Annotated in this window: 20 protein-coding genes; 12 read left to right on the top strand and 8 right to left on the bottom strand. The window is 73.8% G+C overall.

All coding sequences use genetic code 11. The features are described 5' to 3' along the window. The first annotated feature begins 289 nt into the window (after positions 1–289). A complete protein-coding gene (locus IE326_RS07535; protein WP_229915236.1) occupies positions 290–736 on the top strand; it encodes a hypothetical protein in 447 nt (148 codons plus the stop codon). Positions 737–761: 25 nt separating this feature from the next. On the opposite strand, the gene IE326_RS07530 is transcribed toward IE326_RS07535, so the two are convergent. From IE326_RS07530 to IE326_RS07525, 3 genes are all read right to left on the bottom strand, one after another. Further along, entirely contained in the window at positions 762–1,382 is a 621-nt protein-coding gene (locus IE326_RS07530; protein WP_030760031.1) for a Maf family protein, read from the bottom strand. Between the two features lie 13 nt (positions 1,383–1,395). Then, positions 1,396–1,524: a morphogenic membrane protein MmpB gene (gene mmpB / locus IE326_RS41420; protein WP_267882343.1), complete on the bottom strand. Its 129-nt coding sequence runs from the start codon at positions 1,522–1,524 to the stop codon at positions 1,396–1,398. A 92-nt stretch (positions 1,525–1,616) separates the two neighbouring features. Beyond that, complete coding sequence (locus IE326_RS07525; RefSeq protein ID WP_150231089.1) at positions 1,617–2,282, bottom strand: TetR/AcrR family transcriptional regulator; 666 nt, start codon at positions 2,280–2,282, stop codon at positions 1,617–1,619. A 36-nt stretch (positions 2,283–2,318) separates the two neighbouring features. Here IE326_RS07525 and IE326_RS07520 point away from each other — a divergent pair, with 36 nt between their 5' ends. Beyond that, on the top strand, positions 2,319–3,722 hold the full coding sequence (locus tag IE326_RS07520; protein ID WP_150231091.1) for an MFS transporter: 1,404 nt from the start codon (positions 2,319–2,321) through the stop codon (positions 3,720–3,722). A 63-nt stretch (positions 3,723–3,785) separates the two neighbouring features. On the opposite strand, the gene IE326_RS07515 is transcribed toward IE326_RS07520, so the two are convergent. After that, entirely contained in the window at positions 3,786–3,995 is a 210-nt protein-coding gene (locus IE326_RS07515) for an acyl-CoA carboxylase epsilon subunit (RefSeq protein ID WP_190041124.1), read from the bottom strand. Positions 3,996–4,014: 19 nt separating this feature from the next. Next, positions 4,015–5,619, bottom strand: coding sequence for an acyl-CoA carboxylase subunit beta (locus tag IE326_RS07510; protein WP_190041123.1), 1,605 nt, complete (start codon positions 5,617–5,619; stop codon positions 4,015–4,017). Positions 5,620–5,753: 134 nt separating this feature from the next. On the opposite strand from IE326_RS07510, the gene IE326_RS07505 reads away from it, so the two are divergent. The 5 genes from IE326_RS07505 (at position 5,754) to hutH (ending at position 11,778) form a co-directional block, all read left to right on the top strand. Then, on the top strand, positions 5,754–6,605 hold the full coding sequence (locus IE326_RS07505) for a biotin--[acetyl-CoA-carboxylase] ligase (RefSeq protein ID WP_190041122.1): 852 nt from the start codon (positions 5,754–5,756) through the stop codon (positions 6,603–6,605). A 118-nt stretch (positions 6,606–6,723) separates the two neighbouring features. Continuing rightward, positions 6,724–8,040, top strand: coding sequence for an adenylate/guanylate cyclase domain-containing protein (locus IE326_RS07500; protein WP_150231099.1), 1,317 nt, complete (start codon positions 6,724–6,726; stop codon positions 8,038–8,040). Between the two features lie 53 nt (positions 8,041–8,093). Further along, positions 8,094–8,882 (top strand): enoyl-CoA hydratase/isomerase family protein, encoded by a 789-nt coding sequence (locus IE326_RS07495; protein ID WP_150231101.1) that lies wholly within the window; start codon positions 8,094–8,096, stop codon positions 8,880–8,882. Positions 8,883–9,001: 119 nt separating this feature from the next. Further along, positions 9,002–10,135, top strand: coding sequence for a GGDEF domain-containing protein (locus IE326_RS07490; RefSeq protein ID WP_150231103.1), 1,134 nt, complete (start codon positions 9,002–9,004; stop codon positions 10,133–10,135). 101 nt (positions 10,136–10,236) lie between these two features. After that, positions 10,237–11,778, top strand: a complete 1,542-nt coding sequence (hutH, locus tag IE326_RS07485) for a histidine ammonia-lyase (RefSeq protein ID WP_150233056.1) — start codon at positions 10,237–10,239, stop codon at positions 11,776–11,778. 70 nt (positions 11,779–11,848) lie between these two features. Here the strand turns inward: hutH and IE326_RS07480 are convergent, their stop codons facing one another. Beyond that, complete coding sequence (locus tag IE326_RS07480; protein ID WP_150233058.1) at positions 11,849–12,118, bottom strand: hypothetical protein; 270 nt, start codon at positions 12,116–12,118, stop codon at positions 11,849–11,851. A gap of 118 nt (positions 12,119–12,236) precedes the next feature. Here IE326_RS07480 and IE326_RS07475 point away from each other — a divergent pair, with 118 nt between their 5' ends. The 4 genes from IE326_RS07475 (at position 12,237) to IE326_RS07460 (ending at position 14,850) form a co-directional block, all read left to right on the top strand. Next, positions 12,237–12,605, top strand: a complete 369-nt coding sequence (locus tag IE326_RS07475; RefSeq protein ID WP_150231105.1) for a hypothetical protein — start codon at positions 12,237–12,239, stop codon at positions 12,603–12,605. A gap of 189 nt (positions 12,606–12,794) precedes the next feature. Further along, entirely contained in the window at positions 12,795–14,063 is a 1,269-nt protein-coding gene (locus IE326_RS07470; RefSeq protein WP_190041121.1) for a L,D-transpeptidase, read from the top strand. Positions 14,064–14,188: 125 nt separating this feature from the next. Then, positions 14,189–14,404, top strand: coding sequence for a hypothetical protein (locus IE326_RS07465; protein WP_190041120.1), 216 nt, complete (start codon positions 14,189–14,191; stop codon positions 14,402–14,404). Between the two features lie 47 nt (positions 14,405–14,451). Next, positions 14,452–14,850: a DUF1330 domain-containing protein gene (locus tag IE326_RS07460; RefSeq protein ID WP_150231111.1), complete on the top strand. Its 399-nt coding sequence runs from the start codon at positions 14,452–14,454 to the stop codon at positions 14,848–14,850. Here the strand turns inward: IE326_RS07460 and msrA are convergent. Further along, positions 14,790–15,449: a peptide-methionine (S)-S-oxide reductase MsrA gene (gene msrA, locus IE326_RS07455; protein WP_150231113.1), complete on the bottom strand. Its 660-nt coding sequence runs from the start codon at positions 15,447–15,449 to the stop codon at positions 14,790–14,792. The genes IE326_RS07460 and msrA overlap by 61 nt on opposite strands. Positions 15,450–15,562: 113 nt before the next feature. Next, positions 15,563–16,669 carry a hypothetical protein gene (locus IE326_RS07450; protein ID WP_150231115.1) on the bottom strand — a complete coding sequence of 369 codons (1,107 nt, stop codon included), beginning with the start codon at positions 16,667–16,669 and terminating at the stop codon, positions 15,563–15,565. Between the two features lie 139 nt (positions 16,670–16,808). Between IE326_RS07450 and IE326_RS07445 the strand changes: the two genes are divergently transcribed. Then, a complete protein-coding gene (locus IE326_RS07445) occupies positions 16,809–17,963 on the top strand; it encodes a cystathionine gamma-synthase (RefSeq protein WP_150231117.1) in 1,155 nt (384 codons plus the stop codon). Positions 17,964–18,061: the final 98 nt, after the last annotated feature.

The raw sequence follows: 18,061 nt of genomic DNA, 5'->3' as shown, positions 1-18,061 counted from the left end.
CGGAGTGTGCTTCGAGGCTCGCTCGGGTCGTGAAATCCCTTGTCGCACCACGGTACGCAGGGTTCCTTTACGGCACAGTAGCTCCGAGGTGTGGCGCAGGTCTCTGTTCGTGGGGCCAGTCGCCGTTCGGGTTTCTTTGTCGGGTCCCTACGAACGACTCCATGATTCTTTGCCGGACCGACCCCCTCCGCCCGTTCGGTCCGAACTCTTGTCCAGGGGTTTACCGGCCAGTAGCCTTCGCGCTGTCGACCGTACTGCAGGTAACAGGTGAATCCAGGGGGTGGCCGAGGTGGCCCGCAGACCGATCGCACTCGTCACGGCCGCCGTCCTCCTCGTGGAGGCGCCCGCCGTCGTCGGACTCAACGCGGTCATGGCCCGGTTCGTGGAGATCCAGTCCATGTCGCTCGACGGCCTCGATCCCGACCACATGGTCACCGGCACCTGGGCCCTCGGCATCGCCTCCGGCCTCGCCCTCGCGCTCTGCTCCCTCGTCGCCCTCCTCGCGGGCGTCCGCGACCGCCGCCCCGGCCGTCTCGGCCGGGGACTGCTCATCGGCTGCGCGGTCGTCCACGGCCTCCTCGGGGCCGTCGCGGTCGGCCTGGTCGGCTGGACCGCCTTCGCCGCCCTGATGACCGTCGTCGGACTCGTCGTGCTCACCCTGGTGGCGTACGGCAAGGAGCCCGCGGCCCCGGCGGCGGCGAAGCCCGCCGAGACCCCGGAGCCCGCCGGAGCCTGACGCGGGCTCAGGAGCCCCGGGCCCCTCAGGCCCAGAGGTCGGTGATGCCCACGTCCAGCTTCGCGAGCAGCCGGCGCAGCAGCGGCAGCGACAGGCCGATCACGTTCCCCGGGTCGCCGTCGATGCCCTCGATGAACGGCGCCGACCGGCCGTCCAGCGTGAACGCGCCCGCCACGTGCAGCGGTTCGCCGCTCGCGACGTACGCCGCGATCTCCGCGTCCGTCGGCTCGCCGAACCGCACGACCGTGGCCGCCGTCGCCGACTCGTACCGCTTGGCCTCCGTGTCGTACACGCAGTGGCCGGTCTGGAGGACGCCGACCCGGCCCCGCATGGCGTGCCAGCGGGCCGTCGCCTCGGCGGCGTCGGCCGGCTTGCCCAGCGCCTTCCCGTCGAGTTCGAGCACCGAGTCGCAGCCGATCACCAGCGCGCCGCTCACCTCCGGCCGGGCCGCGACGTGCGCCGCCTTGGCCTCGGCGAGCGCCAGTGCGAGCTCCGCCGGGGTCGGCGCGTGGACCTTGTCCTCGTCCACCCCGCTGACGATCACCTCCGGCGCGAGACCGGCCTGCCGGAGCAGACCGAGCCGGGCGGGCGAGGCGGAGGCGAGGACGAGGCGGCGCGGCGCGGCGCCCTGGTGATCAGCAGTCATGGGGGCAGCGTACTCAGCGACCGCCCGCCACGAGCATCAGGACGACCATGGCCAGCGCCAGCAGTACGCCCGTTCTGCGCAGGCGCTCCTGCGCCTCGCGCAGGAACTTGGGCGTCTTGTTCTCCGGGTCCGACCACAGCATGCCTCCGATGGTGCGCCGGGGGACGCCCGTGGCGCCTGAGTACGGATACTCAAGCGCCACGGGGCGGACCCGCTCAACCGCGTCGCCGCCGCTCAGGGGGCGTACGCGCCCGCCCGGGCGGCGGCGAGGGCGGCCGCGGCGGCCCGCTCGGCGTCGGCGGGGGTCGGCTCCTCCTGGCTGACGACGGCCCGGTAGTAGAGCGGCGCCGAGACGGCCCGCAGCAGCTCCAGCGGGTCGGTGCCGGCGGGCAGTTCGCCCCGGGCCGCCGCCCGCTCCGCGACGACCGCCCACTCGGCGAGCCGGGTGCGGTAGAAGCCGCCCAGGGCCCGGGCGCACTCCTCGTCGAAGGCGGCGGCGGCGATGACGGCCCGGAAGACGGCGCCCATCCGGGGGTCGGTGAGGGTCTCCCGCACGAGGGCGGCGTTGGCCCGCAGGTCGCCCGCGAGGGTGCCGGTGTCGGCGGCCGGCAGGGACTGTTCGGCCATGTCCCGCAGGAGGTCGGCGACCAGGCCGACGGGGGAGCCCCAGCGGCGGTAGACGGTGGTCTTGCCGACGCCCGCGGCGGCGGCGACCTGGTCCATGTTCAGGGCGGGGAAGCCGCCCGCGGCGAGGGTCTCCTGGGTGGCGTCGAGGACCGCCCGGCGGACCTTGGCGGTACGGCCTCCGGGGCGCTGGGTGCCGGGCACGGCCGACGGGCTCTCGCTCAAATGGGTCTCCTGTTCCGTTAAGGCGCCGCAGTCTGCTACGGTCTCCCTCATCTTAACGGAACCGGCTTCCCATTAAGGGGTCCTGTCATGGTTGCGCTCGATGCTCCCCCCGCCTCCGCGGCCCCCGGCCGCCCCGGCACCCGCATGGACGGCCGCGCCCGGCTCGTCCTCGTCGTCCTCCTCGTCTCCCAGTTCATGCTGGCCGTCGACTTCTCGATCCTGAACGTCGCCCTCCCCGTCATCGGCGAAGGACTCGGCTTCTCCCTCGGCGGACTCCAGTGGATCGCCACCGCCTTCGCCCTCGCCGCCGCCGGCTTCACCCTCCTCTTCGGCCGCCTCGCCGACCTCCTCGGCCGCCGCCGCGTCTTCCTCGCCGGCATGGCCGTCCTCGGCGCCGCCTCCCTCGCCGGCGGCCTCGCCACCACCCCCGAACTCCTCATGGCCGCCCGCGTCGCCCAGGGCCTCGCCACCGCCGCCGTCACCCCCGCCGGGCTCTCCCTGCTCACCTCCGCCTTCCCCGAGGGCCCGCTCCGCGACAAGGCCCTCGGCCTCAACGGCGCCCTGATGTCCGCGGGCTTCACCACCGGAGCCGTCCTCGGCGGCGTCCTCACCGACCTGCTCTCCTGGCGCTGGGCCTTCCTCATCAACGTGCCGGTCGCGCTCGCCGTCCTCCTCGTCGCCCCCGCCGTCCTGAAGGAGAGCCGTCCCGCCGTCCGGCCCCGGCTCGACGTGCCCGGCGCCGTCACCGTCACCGGCGGCCTGCTCGCCCTCGTCCTCGGCCTCACCGCCGCCGGCGAGCACGGCTGGACCGCCCCCGCCACGCTCGGCCCCCTCGCCGCGGCAGCCGCCCTGCTCACCGCCTTCCTCCTCGTCGAGCGGCGCTCCGCCGCGCCCCTCGTCCCGCTGCGGATCCTGCGCCGCCGCACCGTCGTCTGGGGCAACCTCGCCGGCCTCGCCGCCTTCGCCACCGAGACCTCGCTGGTCTTCCTGATGACCCTGCACCTCCAGGACGTGCTCGGCTTCTCCCCGCTCGCCGCCGGCCTCTCCTTCGGCGTCCTCGGCGCCGGCACCGTCCTCGGCGGCCTGCTCGCCCCCCGCTTCCTCGGCCGCTTCTCGCCCCGGACCGCCCTCGTCGCCGGCGGCGCCCTCCAGGCCGCCGCCACCCTCGCCCTCCTCGGCATCGGCGACGAGCGGAGCACGTACGGGCTGCTGCTCGCCGCCACCTTCGCCGGCGGCGTCGGCAACATGCTCGCCATCGTCGGCTTCATGGTCACCGCCACCTCGGGTCTCCCCGACAGCGAGCAGGGCATGGCCACCGGCATCGCCACCATGACCCAGCAGATCGGCATCACCCTCGGCACCCCGGTCATGAGCGCGGTCGTCGTCACCGCCGCCGCCCTCCCCGGCGGCATCGCGCGGGCCGTCGCCGTCAACGCGGCCCTCGTGGCGGCGGCCGCCCTCGCCTCCGCGCTCTTCCTGCGGCGGCGCTGAGTGCGCACGACGAAGGCCGGACCCCCCGCACACGGGGTCCGGCCTTCGCTCACGTCACGGGGTTCAGACCGGCCAGTAGGACCGCGCCCAGGCCCGCGGGCCCGGCCGGGGCCGGACCGAGCGGGCGATGCGCGACGGATCGGACCAGCCCTCGGGCACCGCCGGGCCGCCGCCCTGCGCGGCCGCGGCCACGGCCGCGGCGCGGGCCTGGACCACCGCCAGCGCGGCGGCCAGCTCCTCGGGCGTCGGATTGCCTCGTACGACCTTGATCATGGTGCTGTTCCTCCCCGGGCTAGAGCGGGATGTTGCCATGCTTCTTCGGAGGCAGGGATTCCCGCTTCGTCCGCAGCTGGCGCAGGCCCTTCACGATCTGCGAGCGGGTCTCGGACGGGAGGACCACCCCGTCGATGTACCCGCGCTCGGCCGCGATGTACGGGTTGAGCAGGGTGTCCTCGTACTCCTGGATCAGCCGCGCCCGCACCGCCTCGACGTCCTCGCCGTTCGCCTCCGCCTCCGCGATCGTGCGGCGGTGCAGGATGTTGACGGCGCCCTGCGCGCCCATGACGGCGATCTGCGCCGTCGGCCACGCCAGGTTCAGGTCGGCGCCCAGGTGCTTGGAGCCCATGACGTCGTACGCGCCGCCGAACGCCTTGCGGGTGATGACCGTGATCAGCGGGACGGTCGCCTCGGCGTACGCGTAGATCAGCTTCGCGCCGCGCCGGATGATGCCGCCGTACTCCTGGTCCACGCCCGGCAGGAAGCCCGGCACGTCCACGAAGGTGAGCACCGGGACGTTGAAGGCGTCGCAGGTCCGCACGAACCGCGCGGCCTTCTCCGACGCGTCGATGTCCAGGCAGCCCGCGAACTGCATCGGCTGGTTCGCGACGATGCCGACCGGGAAGCCCTCCACCCGGCCGAAGCCGGTGAGGATGTTCGGCGCGAACAGCGCCTGCGTCTCCAGGAACTCGCCGTCGTCCACGACGTGCTCGATGACCTTGTGCATGTCGTACGGCTGGTTCGCCGAGTCCGGGATCAGCGCGTCGAGTTCCAGGTCCTCGCCCGACACCCCGGTGTCCGCGGTCTCCGGGAAGGCCGGCGGCTCCGAGAGGTTGTTCGACGGCAGGTACGAGAGCAGCTGCTTCACGTACTCGACGGCGTCCTTCTCGTCCCCGGCCATGTGGTGCGCCACGCCCGACGTCGCGTTGTGCGTCCGGGCGCCGCCCAGCTCCTCGAAGCCCACGTCCTCGCCGGTCACCGTCTTGATGACGTCCGGCCCGGTGATGAACATGTGCGAGGTCCGGTCCACCATCACCGTGAAGTCGGTGATCGCGGGGGAGTACACCGCACCGCCCGCGCACGGGCCCACGACCAGCGAGATCTGCGGGATCACGCCGGAGGCGTGGGTGTTGCGGCGGAAGATCTCGCCGTACATCCCGAGCGCGCTCACGCCCTCCTGGATGCGGGCGCCGCCGGAGTCGTTGATGCCGACGACCGGGCAGCCGGTCTTCAGCGCGAAGTCCATCACCTTGATGATCTTCTGGCCGTACGTCTCGCCGAGCGCCCCGCCGAAGACCGTGAAGTCCTGCGAGAACACGGCCACCGGACGGCCGTCCACCGTGCCGTAGCCGGTGACGACGCCGTCGCCGTACGGCCGGTTCTTCTCCAGGCCGAAGTTGGTCGACCGGTGCCGGGCCAGCTCGTCCAGCTCCACGAAGGAGCCCTCGTCGAGGAGCAGCGCGATCCGCTCGCGCGCGGTCAGCTTCCCCTTCGCGTGCTGCTTCTCCACCGCCCGCTCCGAACCGGCGTGCGTGGCCTCGTCGATGCGGCGCCTGAGGTCCGCGATCTTGCCCGCGGTCGTGTGAATGTCGATCTTGTACTGCTCTGCCGGCTCGGACATCGGGATGCGGCTCCCTGCCTGGTCACGGGGGGTTCGTTGACTGCGAATGGGCTACTGAAGGCCTACTGATCCGTAGGGTATCGACGGCGATACGGTTCGGCACTGCGGTCTTTGCCACACCTAGTCTGGCTTGCATGACGTCCTCCCACGCCTCCGGCGGTCCCTGGACCGACCTCGAACGACCCCCGCTGAACGCCCGCGTCCTGCGCCAGGCCCTGCTCCTCCCGGACGGGCTGTGGAGCTCCCTCGACGTGGTCGCGAGCACCGGGTCCACCAACTCCGACCTGGCCGCGCGCGCCGCCGAACTCCCCGAGGGCGCCGTGCTCGTCGCCGAGGAGCAGACCTCCGGACGGGGCCGGCTCGACCGCACCTGGAACGCCCCGGCCCGCTCCGGCCTCTTCCTCTCCGTCCTGCTCAAGCCCGACGTGCCCGCGCACCGGCTCGGCTGGCTGCCGCTCCTCACCGGCGTGGCCGCCGCCACCGGCCTGGCCAGGGCCGCGGGCGCCGGCGTCTCCCTCAAGTGGCCCAACGACCTCCTCGTCACCGTCGACGGCGAGGAGCGCAAGGCCGGCGGCATCCTCGCCGAGCGGGCCGGCGAGGACGGCGTCGTCGTCGGCCTCGGCGTCAACGTCTCCCTGCGCGCCGACGAACTGCCCGTCCCCACGGCCGGCTCCCTCCTCCTCGCGGGCGCGGTCTCCACCGACCGCGATACCCTGCTGCGGGCCGTCCTGCGCTCCCTCGCCGACCGGTACGGGGCGTGGACGCGGGCCGGCGGCGACCCCGACGCCTCCGGCCTCCGGGCGGCCTACCGGGAGCACTGCTCCACCCTCGGCCGCCGGATCCGCGCCGAGCTGCCGGGCGAGCGGGCGCTGGAGGGCGAGGCGGCCGACCTGGACGGCGACGGACGCCTGGTCGTCGCCACCGAGGGCGGCGGCACGGAGGCGGTCGGCGCCGGCGACATCGTCCACCTGCGCGCGGCGGGCTGAACCACCCCGAACCGTTCCGGCGTGAGCCAGCCCACACCTGTCGTATCGTGGAGCGCGATCCAGGCGAACAGATCGGCAGGACAGTGAGCAGCGGCAGGGAACGGGCAGGAGGCGGCCGGTGACCGTCGACGACGCGGACGCGGGCGACGACCGCCCCGGGCCGCCCGAGCCGTCCGGGACGCCCGACGAGGGCACCGGCCGCTCCGGGGCCGCCTCCGGCACGGGCCCCGCCGCCTCCTCCGGCGGGGACGGGGCCGCTTCCGGCGGCACGGGAGCCCCCTCCGGTACGGGCAGGGCCGCCGCCGCGGCCCCCGGCACCGGCGAGGCCGCCGAGCCCTCGGCGTACCCCACCCCCCACCACGCCGTCGACCACACGGTTGAGCCGACCGACGACCCGCTCGCGATCCGGCTCGAACAGCTCATCCTCGGCGCCGACCGCCGCTACACCCCCTTCCAGGCCGCCCGCACCGCGGGCGTCTCCATGGAGCTGGCCTCCCGCTTCTGGCGGGCCATGGGCTTCGCCGACATCGGGCAGGCCAAGGCGCTCACCGAGGCCGACGTGCTCGCCCTGCGACGGCTCGCCGGCCTCGTCGAGGCCGGGCTGCTCAGCGAGCCGATGGCGGTGCAGGTGGCCCGCTCCACCGGGCAGACCACCGCCCGACTGGCCGAATGGCAGATCGATTCCTTCCTGGAGGGCCTGACCGAGCCGCCCGAGCCCGGCATGACCCGCACCGAGGTCACGTACCCGCTGGTCGAGCTGCTCCTGCCGGAGCTGGAGGAGTTCCTGATCTACGTGTGGCGGCGCCAGCTCGCCGCCGCCACCGGCCGGGTCGTGCAGGCCGCCGACGACGAGGAGATGGTCGACCGCCGGCTCGCCGTCGGCTTCGCCGACCTCGTCGGCTTCACCCGGCTCACCCGCCGCCTGGAGGAGGAGGAGCTCGGCGAGCTCGTCGAGGCGTTCGAGACCACCTGCGCCGACCTGGTCGCCGCGCACGGCGGCCGGCTGATCAAGACCCTCGGCGACGAGGTGCTGTACGCGGCGGACGACGCCGGCATCGCCGCCGAGATCGCGCTCCGCCTCATCGAGACCCTCAGCCAGGACGAGACCATGCCGGCGCTGCGGGTCGGCATCGCCTTCGGCACCGTCACGACCCGGATGGGCGACGTCTTCGGCACCACCGTGAACCTGGCCTCCCGGCTCACCTCGATAGCCCCGAAGGACGCCGTCCTGGTGGACAGCGCCTTCGCCGAGGAGCTGACCAGGACCGGCGAGGTGCCCGTCTCGGAGGCCGAGGCGGCCGAGGACGCCGCCCGCGCCGAGAAGGAGGGCCGGATCCCGCGCGCGTACCGCTTCGCGCTCCAGCCCATGTGGCAGCGCTCCGTCCGCGGCCTCGGCGTCGTGGAGCCCTGGCTCCTGAGCCGCCGCCCCACCTAGGATCACCTCCCGGTGAACCATGTGAACCGTCGTTAACCGGGAGGGTCTGGAGTATGTCCGAGCAGCGCTTTGGTGAGTTCGTGCTGGTCCGCACGGAGGGGCACGTGGCGGAGCTGGTCCTCGACCGGCCCAAGGCCATGAACGCGGTCTCCTCCGAGATGGCGCGCTCCCTCGCGGCCGCCTGCGACGCGCTCGCCGCCGACCGGGACGTCCGCGTCACCGTCCTGACCTCGTCGAACGACCGCGCCTTCTGCGTCGGCGCCGACCTCAAGGAGCGCAACTCCTTCACCGACGCCGAGCTGGTCCGCCAGCGGCCCACCGCCCGCGCGGCCTACACCGGCGTCCTGGAGCTGCCCATGCCGACCGTCGCGGCCGTGCACGGCTTCGCCCTCGGCGGCGGCTACGAGCTGGCGCTCGCCTGCGACCTGATCGTCGCCGACGCGACCGCGGTCGTCGGCCTCCCCGAGGTCTCCGTCGGCGTCATCCCGGGCGGCGGCGGCACGCAGCTGCTGCCGCGCCGGGTGGGCGCCGCGCGCGCCGCCGAGCTGGTCTTCACGGCCCGCCGGGTGGAGGCCGCGGAGGCGGCGGAGCTGGGCCTGGTGGACGTGCTCGCCCAGGACGCCAGGACGGCCGCCCTGGAGCTCGCCGGGCGGATCGCCGCGAACTCGCCGGTCGGGCTGCGCGCCGCGAAGAAGGCGATGCGGCTGGGCCAGGGCCTGGACCTGCGGGCCGGCCTGGAGGTCGAGGACGGCGCCTGGCGCTCGGTGGCCTTCTCCGGCGACCGTGCGGAGGGCGTCGCGGCCTTCAACGAGAAGCGGAAGCCGCAGTGGCCCGGCGAGTGACCGGACGGCCCCGTTCCTTTGTGGCCGTCTTCTGACTGTTTGGTCCCGTTTTCTATGAAATGTGACTTTCCGTGACGTCTCGGAAGGGAAAACGGATCAAACCTCCCTAAGCTGGAGGAATGGGAGAGGACGTGCGGCTGCGGGCCGTGGTGGCGCTGGCGCAGGGGATGGCGGCGGCGCACACCCCGCGCGAGTTCTGGCGGGCCGCGGCGCTCGGGGCGTGCGCGGGACTGGACGCGGGCTTCGGCGCGCTGTCCGTCTGGGAGCGGGACCACGGGCGGCTGCGGGTGCTGGTGAACGCCGGGGACCGGGCCGCGGACGAGGAGGAGTTCCCGGACGCGGAGACGTATCCGGTCCACCAGTTCCCCGAGATCACCGAGTTCCTGCACGAGCGGTGGGCGGCCGGCGGCAGGCCGCACGCCTGGGTCGAGACCGCCGACGCCCCCGTCGTCACCGGCCGTGTGCAGGGGCTGCGGCGGCGCGGCCGCTGCTGCTGCGTGGTCGCGCCGATCGTGCTGCACGGACGCGCGTGGGGCGAGCTGTACGTGGCCCGGGCGCGCGGGGAGAAACCTTTCACCAGGGCCGACGCCGACTTCGCCAACGTCCTCGCCGCCGTCGCCGCGGCCGGCATCGCCCAGGCCGAGCGCCTGGAGGAGGTCCGCAAGCTCGCCTTCACCGACCCGCTCACCGGCCTCGCCAACCGCCGCGCGGTCGACGCCCACCTCGACGAGGCCATCGAGCGCTACCGCGCGGACGGCTCCGTCGTCAGCCTGGTCGTCTGCGACCTGAACGGCCTCAAGCGGGTCAACGACACCCACGGCCACGCCGTCGGCGACCGCCTCCTCGAACGCTTCGGCTCCGTCCTCTCCCGCTGCGGCGCCCGTCTCCCCGGTGCCCTCGCCGCCCGCCTGGGCGGCGACGAGTTCTGCCTCCTCGCGGTCGGCCCGACCGCCGACGAGGTCGTCGCGGTGGCGGAGGAGCTGTGCGTCCGCGCGGCGGAGCTGGAGCTCGGCGAGGGCGTCGCCTGCGGCGTCGCCTCCACCGGCGACCCCATCGGCCCCCTGAAGTCCGCCCGCCGCCTCTTCCGGCTCGCCGACGCGGCCCAGTACCAGGCCAAGGCCGCCCGCTCCTCGAAGCCGGTCGTCGCCGGCCGTGACGGCACCGTCGTCCGCCTCGCCGACGCCCCGCCCGGCGCCCGCGACCGCCGCCGCTTCCGCGACGCCCCGCCGGTGGAGCCGCCTGCCGGGCCGTGAGGGACGCGCCGGGTGTCGGTAAGGGTCCGCACCGGCGTGGGCCGGTGACACATTGCCTAGTGACAGGTCGCTCTTCAATCCGTAGGGTGCTGAATATGGATATGCAGACAGTCGTTCTCGGCACGTCCGGCACGACCCCGCAGGACGTCATCGCCGTCGCCCGTCACGGCGCCCGCGTCGAGCTGTCGGCCGAGGCCGTGGAAGCGCTCGCCGCCGCCCGCGCCGTCGTCGACGCGCTCGCCGCCAAGCCCGAGCCCGTCTACGGCGTCTCCACCGGGTTCGGCGCCCTCGCCACCCGGCACATCGACCACGAGCTGCGCACCCAGCTCCAGCGGAACATCGTCCGCTCGCACGCCGCCGGCATGGGCCCGCGCGTCGAGCGCGAGGTCGTCCGCGCCCTGATGTTCCTGCGCCTCAAGACCGTCGCCTCCGGCCACACCGGCGTCCGCCCCGAGGTCGCGCGGACCATGGCCGACGTCCTCAACGCCGGCATCACCCCGGTCGTCCACGAGTACGGCTCCCTCGGCTGCTCCGGCGACCTCGCCCCGCTCTCCCACTGCGCCCTCGCGCTCATGGGCGAGGGCGACGCCGAGGGCCCCGACGGCGAGGTGAGGCCCGCCGGCGAGCTGCTCGCCGCCGCCGGCATCGAGCCCGTCGTCCTCCGCGAGAAGGAGGGCCTCGCCCTCCTCAACGGCACCGACGGCATGCTCGGCATGCTGATCATGGCCCTCGCCGACCTCGACACCCTCTACAAGTCGGCCGACGTCACCGCCGCGCTCTCCCTCGAAGCCCTCCTCGGCACCGAGAAGGTCCTCGAACCCGAGCTGCACGCCATCCGCCCCCACCCGGGCCAGGCCGCCTCCGCCGCCAACATGCTGGCCGTCCTCAAGGGCTCCGGCCTCACCGGCCACTTCCAGGCCGGCGAGGCCCCCCGCGTCCAGGACGCCTACTCGATCCGCTGCGCCCCCCAGGTCGCCGGCGCCGGCCGCGACACGATGGCCCACGCCCTCCTCGTCGCCGAGCGCGAGCTCGCCGCCGCCGTCGACAACCCGGTCGTCCTCGGCAACGGCGAGGTCCGCTCCAACGGCAACTTCCACGGCGCCCCCGTCGCGTACGTCCTCGACTTCCTCGCCATCGCCGCCGCCGACCTCGGCTCCATCGCCGAGCGCCGCACCGACCGGCTCCTCGACAAGAACCGCAGCCACGGCCTGCCGCCCTTCCTCGCCGACGACGCCGGCGTCGACTCGGGCCTCATGATCGCCCAGTACACGCAGGCCGCCCTGGTCAGCGAGATGAAGCGGCTCGCCGTGCCGGCCTCCGCCGACTCCATCCCCTCCTCGGCGATGCAGGAGGACCACGTCTCCATGGGCTGGTCCGCCGCCCGCAAGCTGCGCACCGCCGTCGGCAACCTCGCCCGGATCATCGCCGTCGAGCTGTACGCCGCCACCCGCGGCATCGAGCTCCGCGAGGGCCTCACCCCCGCCCCCGCCTCGCGGGCCGCCATCGACGCCCTGCGCGCCGCCGGCGTCGAGGGGCCCGGCCCCGACCGCTTCCTCGCCCCCGACCTGGCCGCCGCCGACGCCTTCGTCCGCGAGGGCCGCCTGGTCGCCGCCGTGGAGCCGGTCACCGGCCCGCTGGCCTGATCCCGCCCCCGTACGAAGGGAAGGGCCGTCCCCCCGAGGGGAACGGCCCTTCTCCGCGCGTGCGTCCGGCTCAGGAAGCGCGCCCGTGCCGCCGCATCGCCAGCGCCACGAACCCCGCCCCCACCCCGAGGAACCCCGTCCCGCCCAGCACGTACGCGGTCGTGTCCGGCCCCCCGGTCTCCGCGAGCCGCCCCTCCTGGTCCCGGTCCGAGGGTTGTGTCACCCCGCCCCGCACGGCCGCGCCCCCGTCGGAGGCGTGGGCCGAAGGCACGAACCACAGGGCGCACAACAAGGCTCCCGCCGAAGCGGCGGTGAGCAGCGGACGACGGGCGGCGGACACGTGGATCTCGATCTCCCTCACGGAAAGCCCCGCGGGAACCCCCGCTCGGTGCGCAGATGCTAGTGAACCCAGCGGGTCGCGGGAAAGCCGGGGCCCGGCGGAGCCTACGCTCCCAGCCATGAGCACCCCCGAGAACCAGACCGGCGCCGAGACCACCACCCGTCACGTCCGGCTCCGCGTCGACATCGTCCTGGAGATCGACGGCGCGGACGCGCTGACCGCGGCGGCCGAGGAGCGGATCGACTCCGACGAGTTCATGCCGGCGGAGGAGCGCGCGCACGCCCGCACCGCCGTCCAGGGCGACCCCTCCGAGGCGCTGTCCTACCTGGTGGAGCCCTTCGACCTGGTCCGGGACCTGCCGGGCGTCGAGCTCGTCCAGGCGGCCTGGAGCAGCGAGGAGGTCGAGTACGACCCCGATGCGATGGAGTGGGACCTCGACGAGGAAGATGGGGCGGAGGAACACGACGAGGACGACACCCGGCCGTAGGGGCGACGAGCCCCTGTCCACGGGCCCCGGGACGGTGTCCCGGGGCCTTTTCGCGCCGGTCGCGGCGGTCCGGGAACCGCAAGGGGCCCCCGCGCGTGTCGATCAGTGGTGTTCCCCACAAACCCCCCGCTTCCGGAACCGGACGGGGTGTCATGGGTGTTCTGATGGATTGACAGGAAATCGGCGACGATGGAGAAGCGTGTGATGAAGGTCGGCAAGCACCGCAGGAGCCTGGCCGCCGCCGCGACGGTGCTCAGCGGCGTACTCGTGCTCTCGGCCTGCAACGACGGGGACGACGCCGGCGCCGCGGCCGGTTCGCCCACCGCCACCTCACAGGCCCAGGTCGACGAGGCCGCCGAGCAGAAGACCTCCAAGGCGCAGATCACCATCTCGCCGGAGAACGGCGCGCAGAACGCCTCCATCAACAACGACGCCAAGGTCGCCGTCACCGAGGGCAAGCTCACCGAGGTCACCATGACCTCCGCCGAGGGCACCGAGGTCAAGGGCGAGATAGCGGCCGACGGCCTCTCCTGGAAGCCCGCCGGGCAGCTGGAGCGCGCCACGGTCTACAAGATCGCCGCCACCGCCGTCGACGCGGCGGGCCTGGAGGCGCACGAGAACTCCTCCTTCACCACCGTGTCGAAGGAGAACAGCTTCATCGGCAACTTCACCCCCGAGGACGGCTCGACCGTCGGCGTGGGCATGCCGGTCTCGATCAACTTCAACAAGGCGATCACCGACAAGAAGGCCGTCCAGGGCGGCATCAAGGTCTCCTCCAGCTCCGGCCAGGAGGTCGTCGGGCACTGGTTCAACTCGACCCGCCTCGACTTCCGCCCGGACGACTACTGGAAGGCCGGCTCGACGGTCACCCTGAAGCTCGACCTCGACGGCGTCGAGGGCGCCGACGGCGTCTTCGGCGTCCAGCAGAAGACCGTCACCTTCAAGGTCGGCCGCAGCCAGGTCTCCACCGTCGACGTCGAGAAGAAGACGATGACGGTCGTGCGCGACGGCAAGGTCCTGCGCACCATCCCGATCTCCGCCGGCTCCCCGGAGAACACCACCTACAACGGCGAGATGGTGATCTCCGAGAAGTTCAAGGAGACCCGGATGAACGGCGCCACCGTCGGCTTCACCGACTCCGACGGCAAGGGCGAGTACGACATCAAGGACGTGCCGCACGCCATGCGCCTGTCCACCTCCGGCACCTTCATCCACGGCAACTACTGGGGCTCCCGCTCCATCTTCGGCTCCGTCAACACCAGCCACGGCTGCGTGGGCCTCGCCGACGTCAAGGGCGCCGGCGACCCCAATCAGATGGCCGCCTGGTTCTACGACCAGTCGATGATCGGTGACGTCGTGATCGTCAAGAACTCCAAGGACAAGACGATCGCCCCCGACAACGGCCTCAACGGCTGGAACATGGACTGGTCCGCCTGGAAGGCCGGCTCGGCGGCCTGATCCGCCCCCCGATCCACGGCAAGGGCCCCCTCCGCTCCGGAGGGGGCCCTTCCCGTGCCCGCCGCGCTCAGGACGCCTTGTCGCACAGCGGCTCGACCGAGCCGTGCAGCGGGCCCCGGGGTCTTGTGGCCGGTGGCCGAGACCTCCAGCGCGTACGTCCCGTCCACGGTGCACAGCCCGCGCGCCACCTTTCCCCCGCCCTCGCCGAAGCCGGCCGCCCCGACCGCGAACGCCTGGTGGCCGCCCTCCACCGGGACGGCCGCCTGGCCGAGGCGCTGGAGACGTACCGGACCGCCCCCGCCCGCCTCGCCCTCCGCGCCCGCCCCGCCGCCGGAGGATGACCTCCGGGGTAATCGACCCCGCCGCCGCACCCCGCCACGCTGTTCCCATGACCGCTTACGCGATGGCGAACCTGAGCCCGAAGCCCGTCCTCGACCCCGAGGTGCTCGACTACATGGAGGGGATCCAGGCCACCCTGGACCCCTTCGGCGGGCGCTTCCTCGTGCACGGGGCGCCCCGCCGCGAGGTGCTCGAAGGGGAGTGGCCGGGCGCCGTCGTCGTCATCGCCTTCCCGTCCTACGACGAGGCGAGGGCCTGGTACGACTCCGAGCCGTACCAGGCCCTGCTGCCCCTGCGGACCCGCCACATGGCGGGCGACGTCCTGCTGGTCGACGGCACCCCGGAGGGGTACGCGCCGGCCGCGACGGCCGCGGCCCTGCGCGCCGCCTACTCCGCCGGCGCCACCCCGACCGGGCACGAGACGCCCGTGCCGCCGATGCCGCAGTAGCCCGCCGGGTTCTTGTCCAGGTACTGCTGGTGGTAGCCCTCGGCCGGGTAGAAGGGACGGCCGGCGGCGGGGAGCACCCCGGTGGTGATCTCCCCGTGGCCTGCGGCCGTCAGGACCCGCTGGTAGGCGGCCCGGGACGCCTCGGCCGCTGCCGCCTGGGCGGGGGAGTGGGTGTAGACGGCGGAGCGGTACTGGGTGCCCACGTCGTTGCCCTGGCGGAAGCCCTGCGTCGGGTCGTGCGCCTCCCAGAAGACCTTCAGCAGGGACTCGTACGACACCCGCGCCGGGTCGAAGACGACCCGCACGACCTCGGCGTGCCCGGTGAGGCCCGAGCAGACCTCCTCGTACACCGGGTTCGGCGTGTGGCCGCCCTGGTAGCCGACGAGCGTCGTCCAGACGCCCTCGGTCCGCCAGAACTTCCGCTCGGCGCCCCAGAAACAGCCGAGGCCGAAGTCGGCGACCTCCAGGCCCTCCGGGTACGGGCCGAGCAGCGGGGTGCCGAGCACCGTGTGGCGCTCGGGGACGGAGAACTCCGGCTCCGGACGGCCGCGCAGGGCCTGCTCCGGAGTGGGCAGGACGGGGGTGCGGGACAGGAACATGCTGCATCTCTCCTCGGCACGGTTCGGCAGTCCGCACAACACCGGCCCGCGGACCGGTGTTCCCCGCGCGGGGGCCGGCGGGCCCCGTGGGACCCCCGCCGGGCCCCGTCGGTTCAGTGCCGCAGCGTCGCCGGGCTCCCGCCGTTCGCCTCGTACCCCGCCACCGCCAGGTTCCGGTGCAGGGTGTAGTCGGCGGCCGGGTCGCCGCTCAGGGTCCACGGCAGCGCGCCCACGTGGCCGTCCACCCGCACCAGCTGCTGCATCGCCTCCGCCCAGCGCTCCCCGCGCACCAGGAACCACACGAGCAGGTGCCGCACGTGCGCCAGCATCGGGTCGTCGGGGCGGGCCGAGTGCACCGCGTACAGCGCGCCCTCCATCGCCCGGCTCACCACCGCCGTGCGGTAGAAGTCCTGCACCAGCACCACGTCCGGCACGTGCTCGAAGACCGCGAAGAGCGGCAGCGCGGCGAGCAGCGAGCCGCGCGGCGCCCGGGCGGCGGCCGTCGTCGCGAAGTGGTCGGCCTCCTCGCGCGAGCCGTGCCACTTCTCGCACCAGTAGTGCAGCGCCGCCAGGTGCGCCCCCATGTGCTGCGGCGCGCGGTCGATGACCTTCGCCCACACCTGGTCGAACTGCTCGTGCGGATAGCCGAGGCCGCGCGCCACCGCCAGCTGCGTGATGTACGGGACGGGGTCGCCGGGAGCGAGGAGCGCCGCCTCCTCGGCGACCTTCCGGGCCTCCTCCAGGATGATCCGGAAGTCGTCGGTGCCGGCCGCCGAGGAGCGCCACGCCTGCTGCACCAGGAACTCCGCGTGCACGGCGGCCGCGCCGGGGTCCTTCGGGGCGTCGGCGCGCCAGGCGCGCAGCCAGGCCCCGCCCACGCCCGGCTTCGACGCGAGCTCCAGGGAGGCCGCGCCGGCGAAGGCCTGGACGCGCTGCCAGCGGACCTCGCCCTCCTTCTCCGTGCCGGCGAGGAGCTGGGCCGCGGCCCGCCAGTCCTGGGTGGCCTGCACGACGTCGAGGACGTCGAGGAGATCCCGGTCCGCCCCGGGGAGCCGCACGTCCAGCTCCTCCTGCCGGACGAAGCCGTACGCCTCCGGGTCGGCGGCGTCGGGCGTGCCGGGCGCGACCTGCCGGATGCCGCCGCCGCGGCGGCGCAGCAGATAGGGGCCGAGGACGCCGAAGAGCAGGCCCAGGGCGATCAGGAACCAGAGAATCTCCATGCGTCCATTGTCCAGGACGCCGCCCGCGGGCGACCGGGCCGGGACCGACCTGTGGACAACCGCCCGAACTCCGCCCGCCCACGCCGCTCCTGTGGACGAATCGCGGCGGCGGACCGGCCCCGGCACTACGCTCCTGACCATGAGCGACCAGCACAACCACCAGAACTTCGAGACCCGCGCCATCCACGCGGGCAACACCGCCGACCCGCTGACCGGCGCGGTCGTCCCGCCCATCTACCAGGTGTCCACCTACAAGCAGGACGGTGTGGGCGGACTCCGCGGCGGCTACGAGTACAGCCGCAGCGCCAACCCGACCCGTACCGCCCTGGAGGAGAACCTCGCGGCGCTGGAGGGCGGCCGGCGCGGCCTCGCCTTCGCCTCCGGCCTGGCCGCCGAGGACTGCCTGCTGCGCACCCTCCTCGCGCCGGGCGACCACGTGGTCATCCCGAACGACGCGTACGGCGGCACCTTCCGCCTCTTCGCCAAGGTCGTGCAGCGCTGGGGCGTCGACTTCTCCGTGGCGAACACCTCGGACGTCGACTCCGTCCGGGCCGCCGTCAACGACCGCACCAAGCTCATCTGGGTCGAGACGCCGTCGAACCCGCTGCTCGGCATCACCGACATCGAGGCCGTCGCGGGCGTGGCCCGCCAGGCCGGGGTGAAGCTGGTCGTCGACAACACCTTCGCCTCGCCCTACCTCCAGCAGCCGCTGGCGCTCGGCGCGGACGTCGTCGTGCACTCCCTCACCAAGTACATGGGCGGCCACTCGGACGTCGTCGGCGGCGCCCTGATCGCGGCCGACGCGGAGCTCGGCGAGGAGCTGGCGTACCACCAGAACGCGATGGGCGCGGTGGCCGGCCCGTTCGACTCGTGGATCGTGCTGCGCGGCATCAAGACCCTCGCCGTGCGCATGGACCGGCACAGCGAGAACGCGACGAAGGTCGCGGACTTCCTCACCCGGCACCCGAAGGTCACCCAGGTCCTCTACCCGGGCCTGGCCGAGCACCCGGGCCACGAGGTCGCCGCCAAGCAGATGAGGTCCTTCGGCGGCATGATCTCCTTCCGCGTCGAGGGCGGCGAGGAGGCGGCGGTCGGCGTCTGCGACCGCGCGAAGCTCTTCACCCTGGGCGAGTCCCTGGGCGGCGTCGAGTCGCTGATCGAGCACCCGGGCCGGATGACGCACGCCAGCGTCGCCGGTTCGGCCCTGGAGGTCCCGGCCGACCTGGTCCGCCTCTCCGTCGGCATCGAGAACGTCGACGACCTGATCGCCGACCTGCGCGAGGCGCTGGGCTGACGCGCGCAGGGGGCCCGGGGGCGGCCCGCCCCCGGACCCCGGGCCCGCCCGACCGCCCGAGGTCCCGGGCGGACGGTCCGGGTCCCCGGGCGGGCCTT

It is taken from the genome of Streptomyces filamentosus (assembly GCF_014654895.1).
Classification (GTDB): domain Bacteria; phylum Actinomycetota; class Actinomycetes; order Streptomycetales; family Streptomycetaceae; genus Streptomyces; species Streptomyces filamentosus.
This window is presented reverse-complemented; position numbering and strand designations above follow the sequence as displayed.

Bases quoted from the DNA above. Each gene is read 5' to 3' on its own strand.
- IE326_RS07530 (WP_030760031.1), bottom strand. From the start codon at position 1,382: ATGACTGCTGATCACCAGGGCGCCGCGCCGCGCCGCCTCGTCCTCGCC.
- mmpB (WP_267882343.1), bottom strand. From the start codon at position 1,524: ATGCTGTGGTCGGACCCGGAGAACAAGACGCCCAAGTTCCTGCGCGAG.
- IE326_RS07525 (WP_150231089.1), bottom strand. From the start codon at position 2,282: ATGAGGGAGACCGTAGCAGACTGCGGCGCCTTAACGGAACAGGAGACC.
- IE326_RS07520 (WP_150231091.1), top strand. From the start codon at position 2,319: ATGGTTGCGCTCGATGCTCCCCCCGCCTCCGCGGCCCCCGGCCGCCCC.
- IE326_RS07515 (WP_190041124.1), bottom strand. From the start codon at position 3,995: ATGATCAAGGTCGTACGAGGCAATCCGACGCCCGAGGAGCTGGCCGCC.
- IE326_RS07510 (WP_190041123.1), bottom strand. From the start codon at position 5,619: ATGTCCGAGCCGGCAGAGCAGTACAAGATCGACATTCACACGACCGCG.
- IE326_RS07505 (WP_190041122.1), top strand. From the start codon at position 5,754: ATGACGTCCTCCCACGCCTCCGGCGGTCCCTGGACCGACCTCGAACGA.
- IE326_RS07495 (WP_150231101.1), top strand. From the start codon at position 8,094: ATGTCCGAGCAGCGCTTTGGTGAGTTCGTGCTGGTCCGCACGGAGGGG.
- IE326_RS07490 (WP_150231103.1), top strand. From the start codon at position 9,002: ATGGGAGAGGACGTGCGGCTGCGGGCCGTGGTGGCGCTGGCGCAGGGG.
- hutH (WP_150233056.1), top strand. From the start codon at position 10,237: ATGCAGACAGTCGTTCTCGGCACGTCCGGCACGACCCCGCAGGACGTC.
- IE326_RS07475 (WP_150231105.1), top strand. From the start codon at position 12,237: ATGAGCACCCCCGAGAACCAGACCGGCGCCGAGACCACCACCCGTCAC.
- IE326_RS07470 (WP_190041121.1), top strand. From the start codon at position 12,795: ATGGAGAAGCGTGTGATGAAGGTCGGCAAGCACCGCAGGAGCCTGGCC.
- IE326_RS07460 (WP_150231111.1), top strand. From the start codon at position 14,452: ATGACCGCTTACGCGATGGCGAACCTGAGCCCGAAGCCCGTCCTCGAC.
- msrA (WP_150231113.1), bottom strand. From the start codon at position 15,449: ATGTTCCTGTCCCGCACCCCCGTCCTGCCCACTCCGGAGCAGGCCCTG.
- IE326_RS07450 (WP_150231115.1), bottom strand. From the start codon at position 16,669: ATGGAGATTCTCTGGTTCCTGATCGCCCTGGGCCTGCTCTTCGGCGTC.
- IE326_RS07445 (WP_150231117.1), top strand. From the start codon at position 16,809: ATGAGCGACCAGCACAACCACCAGAACTTCGAGACCCGCGCCATCCAC.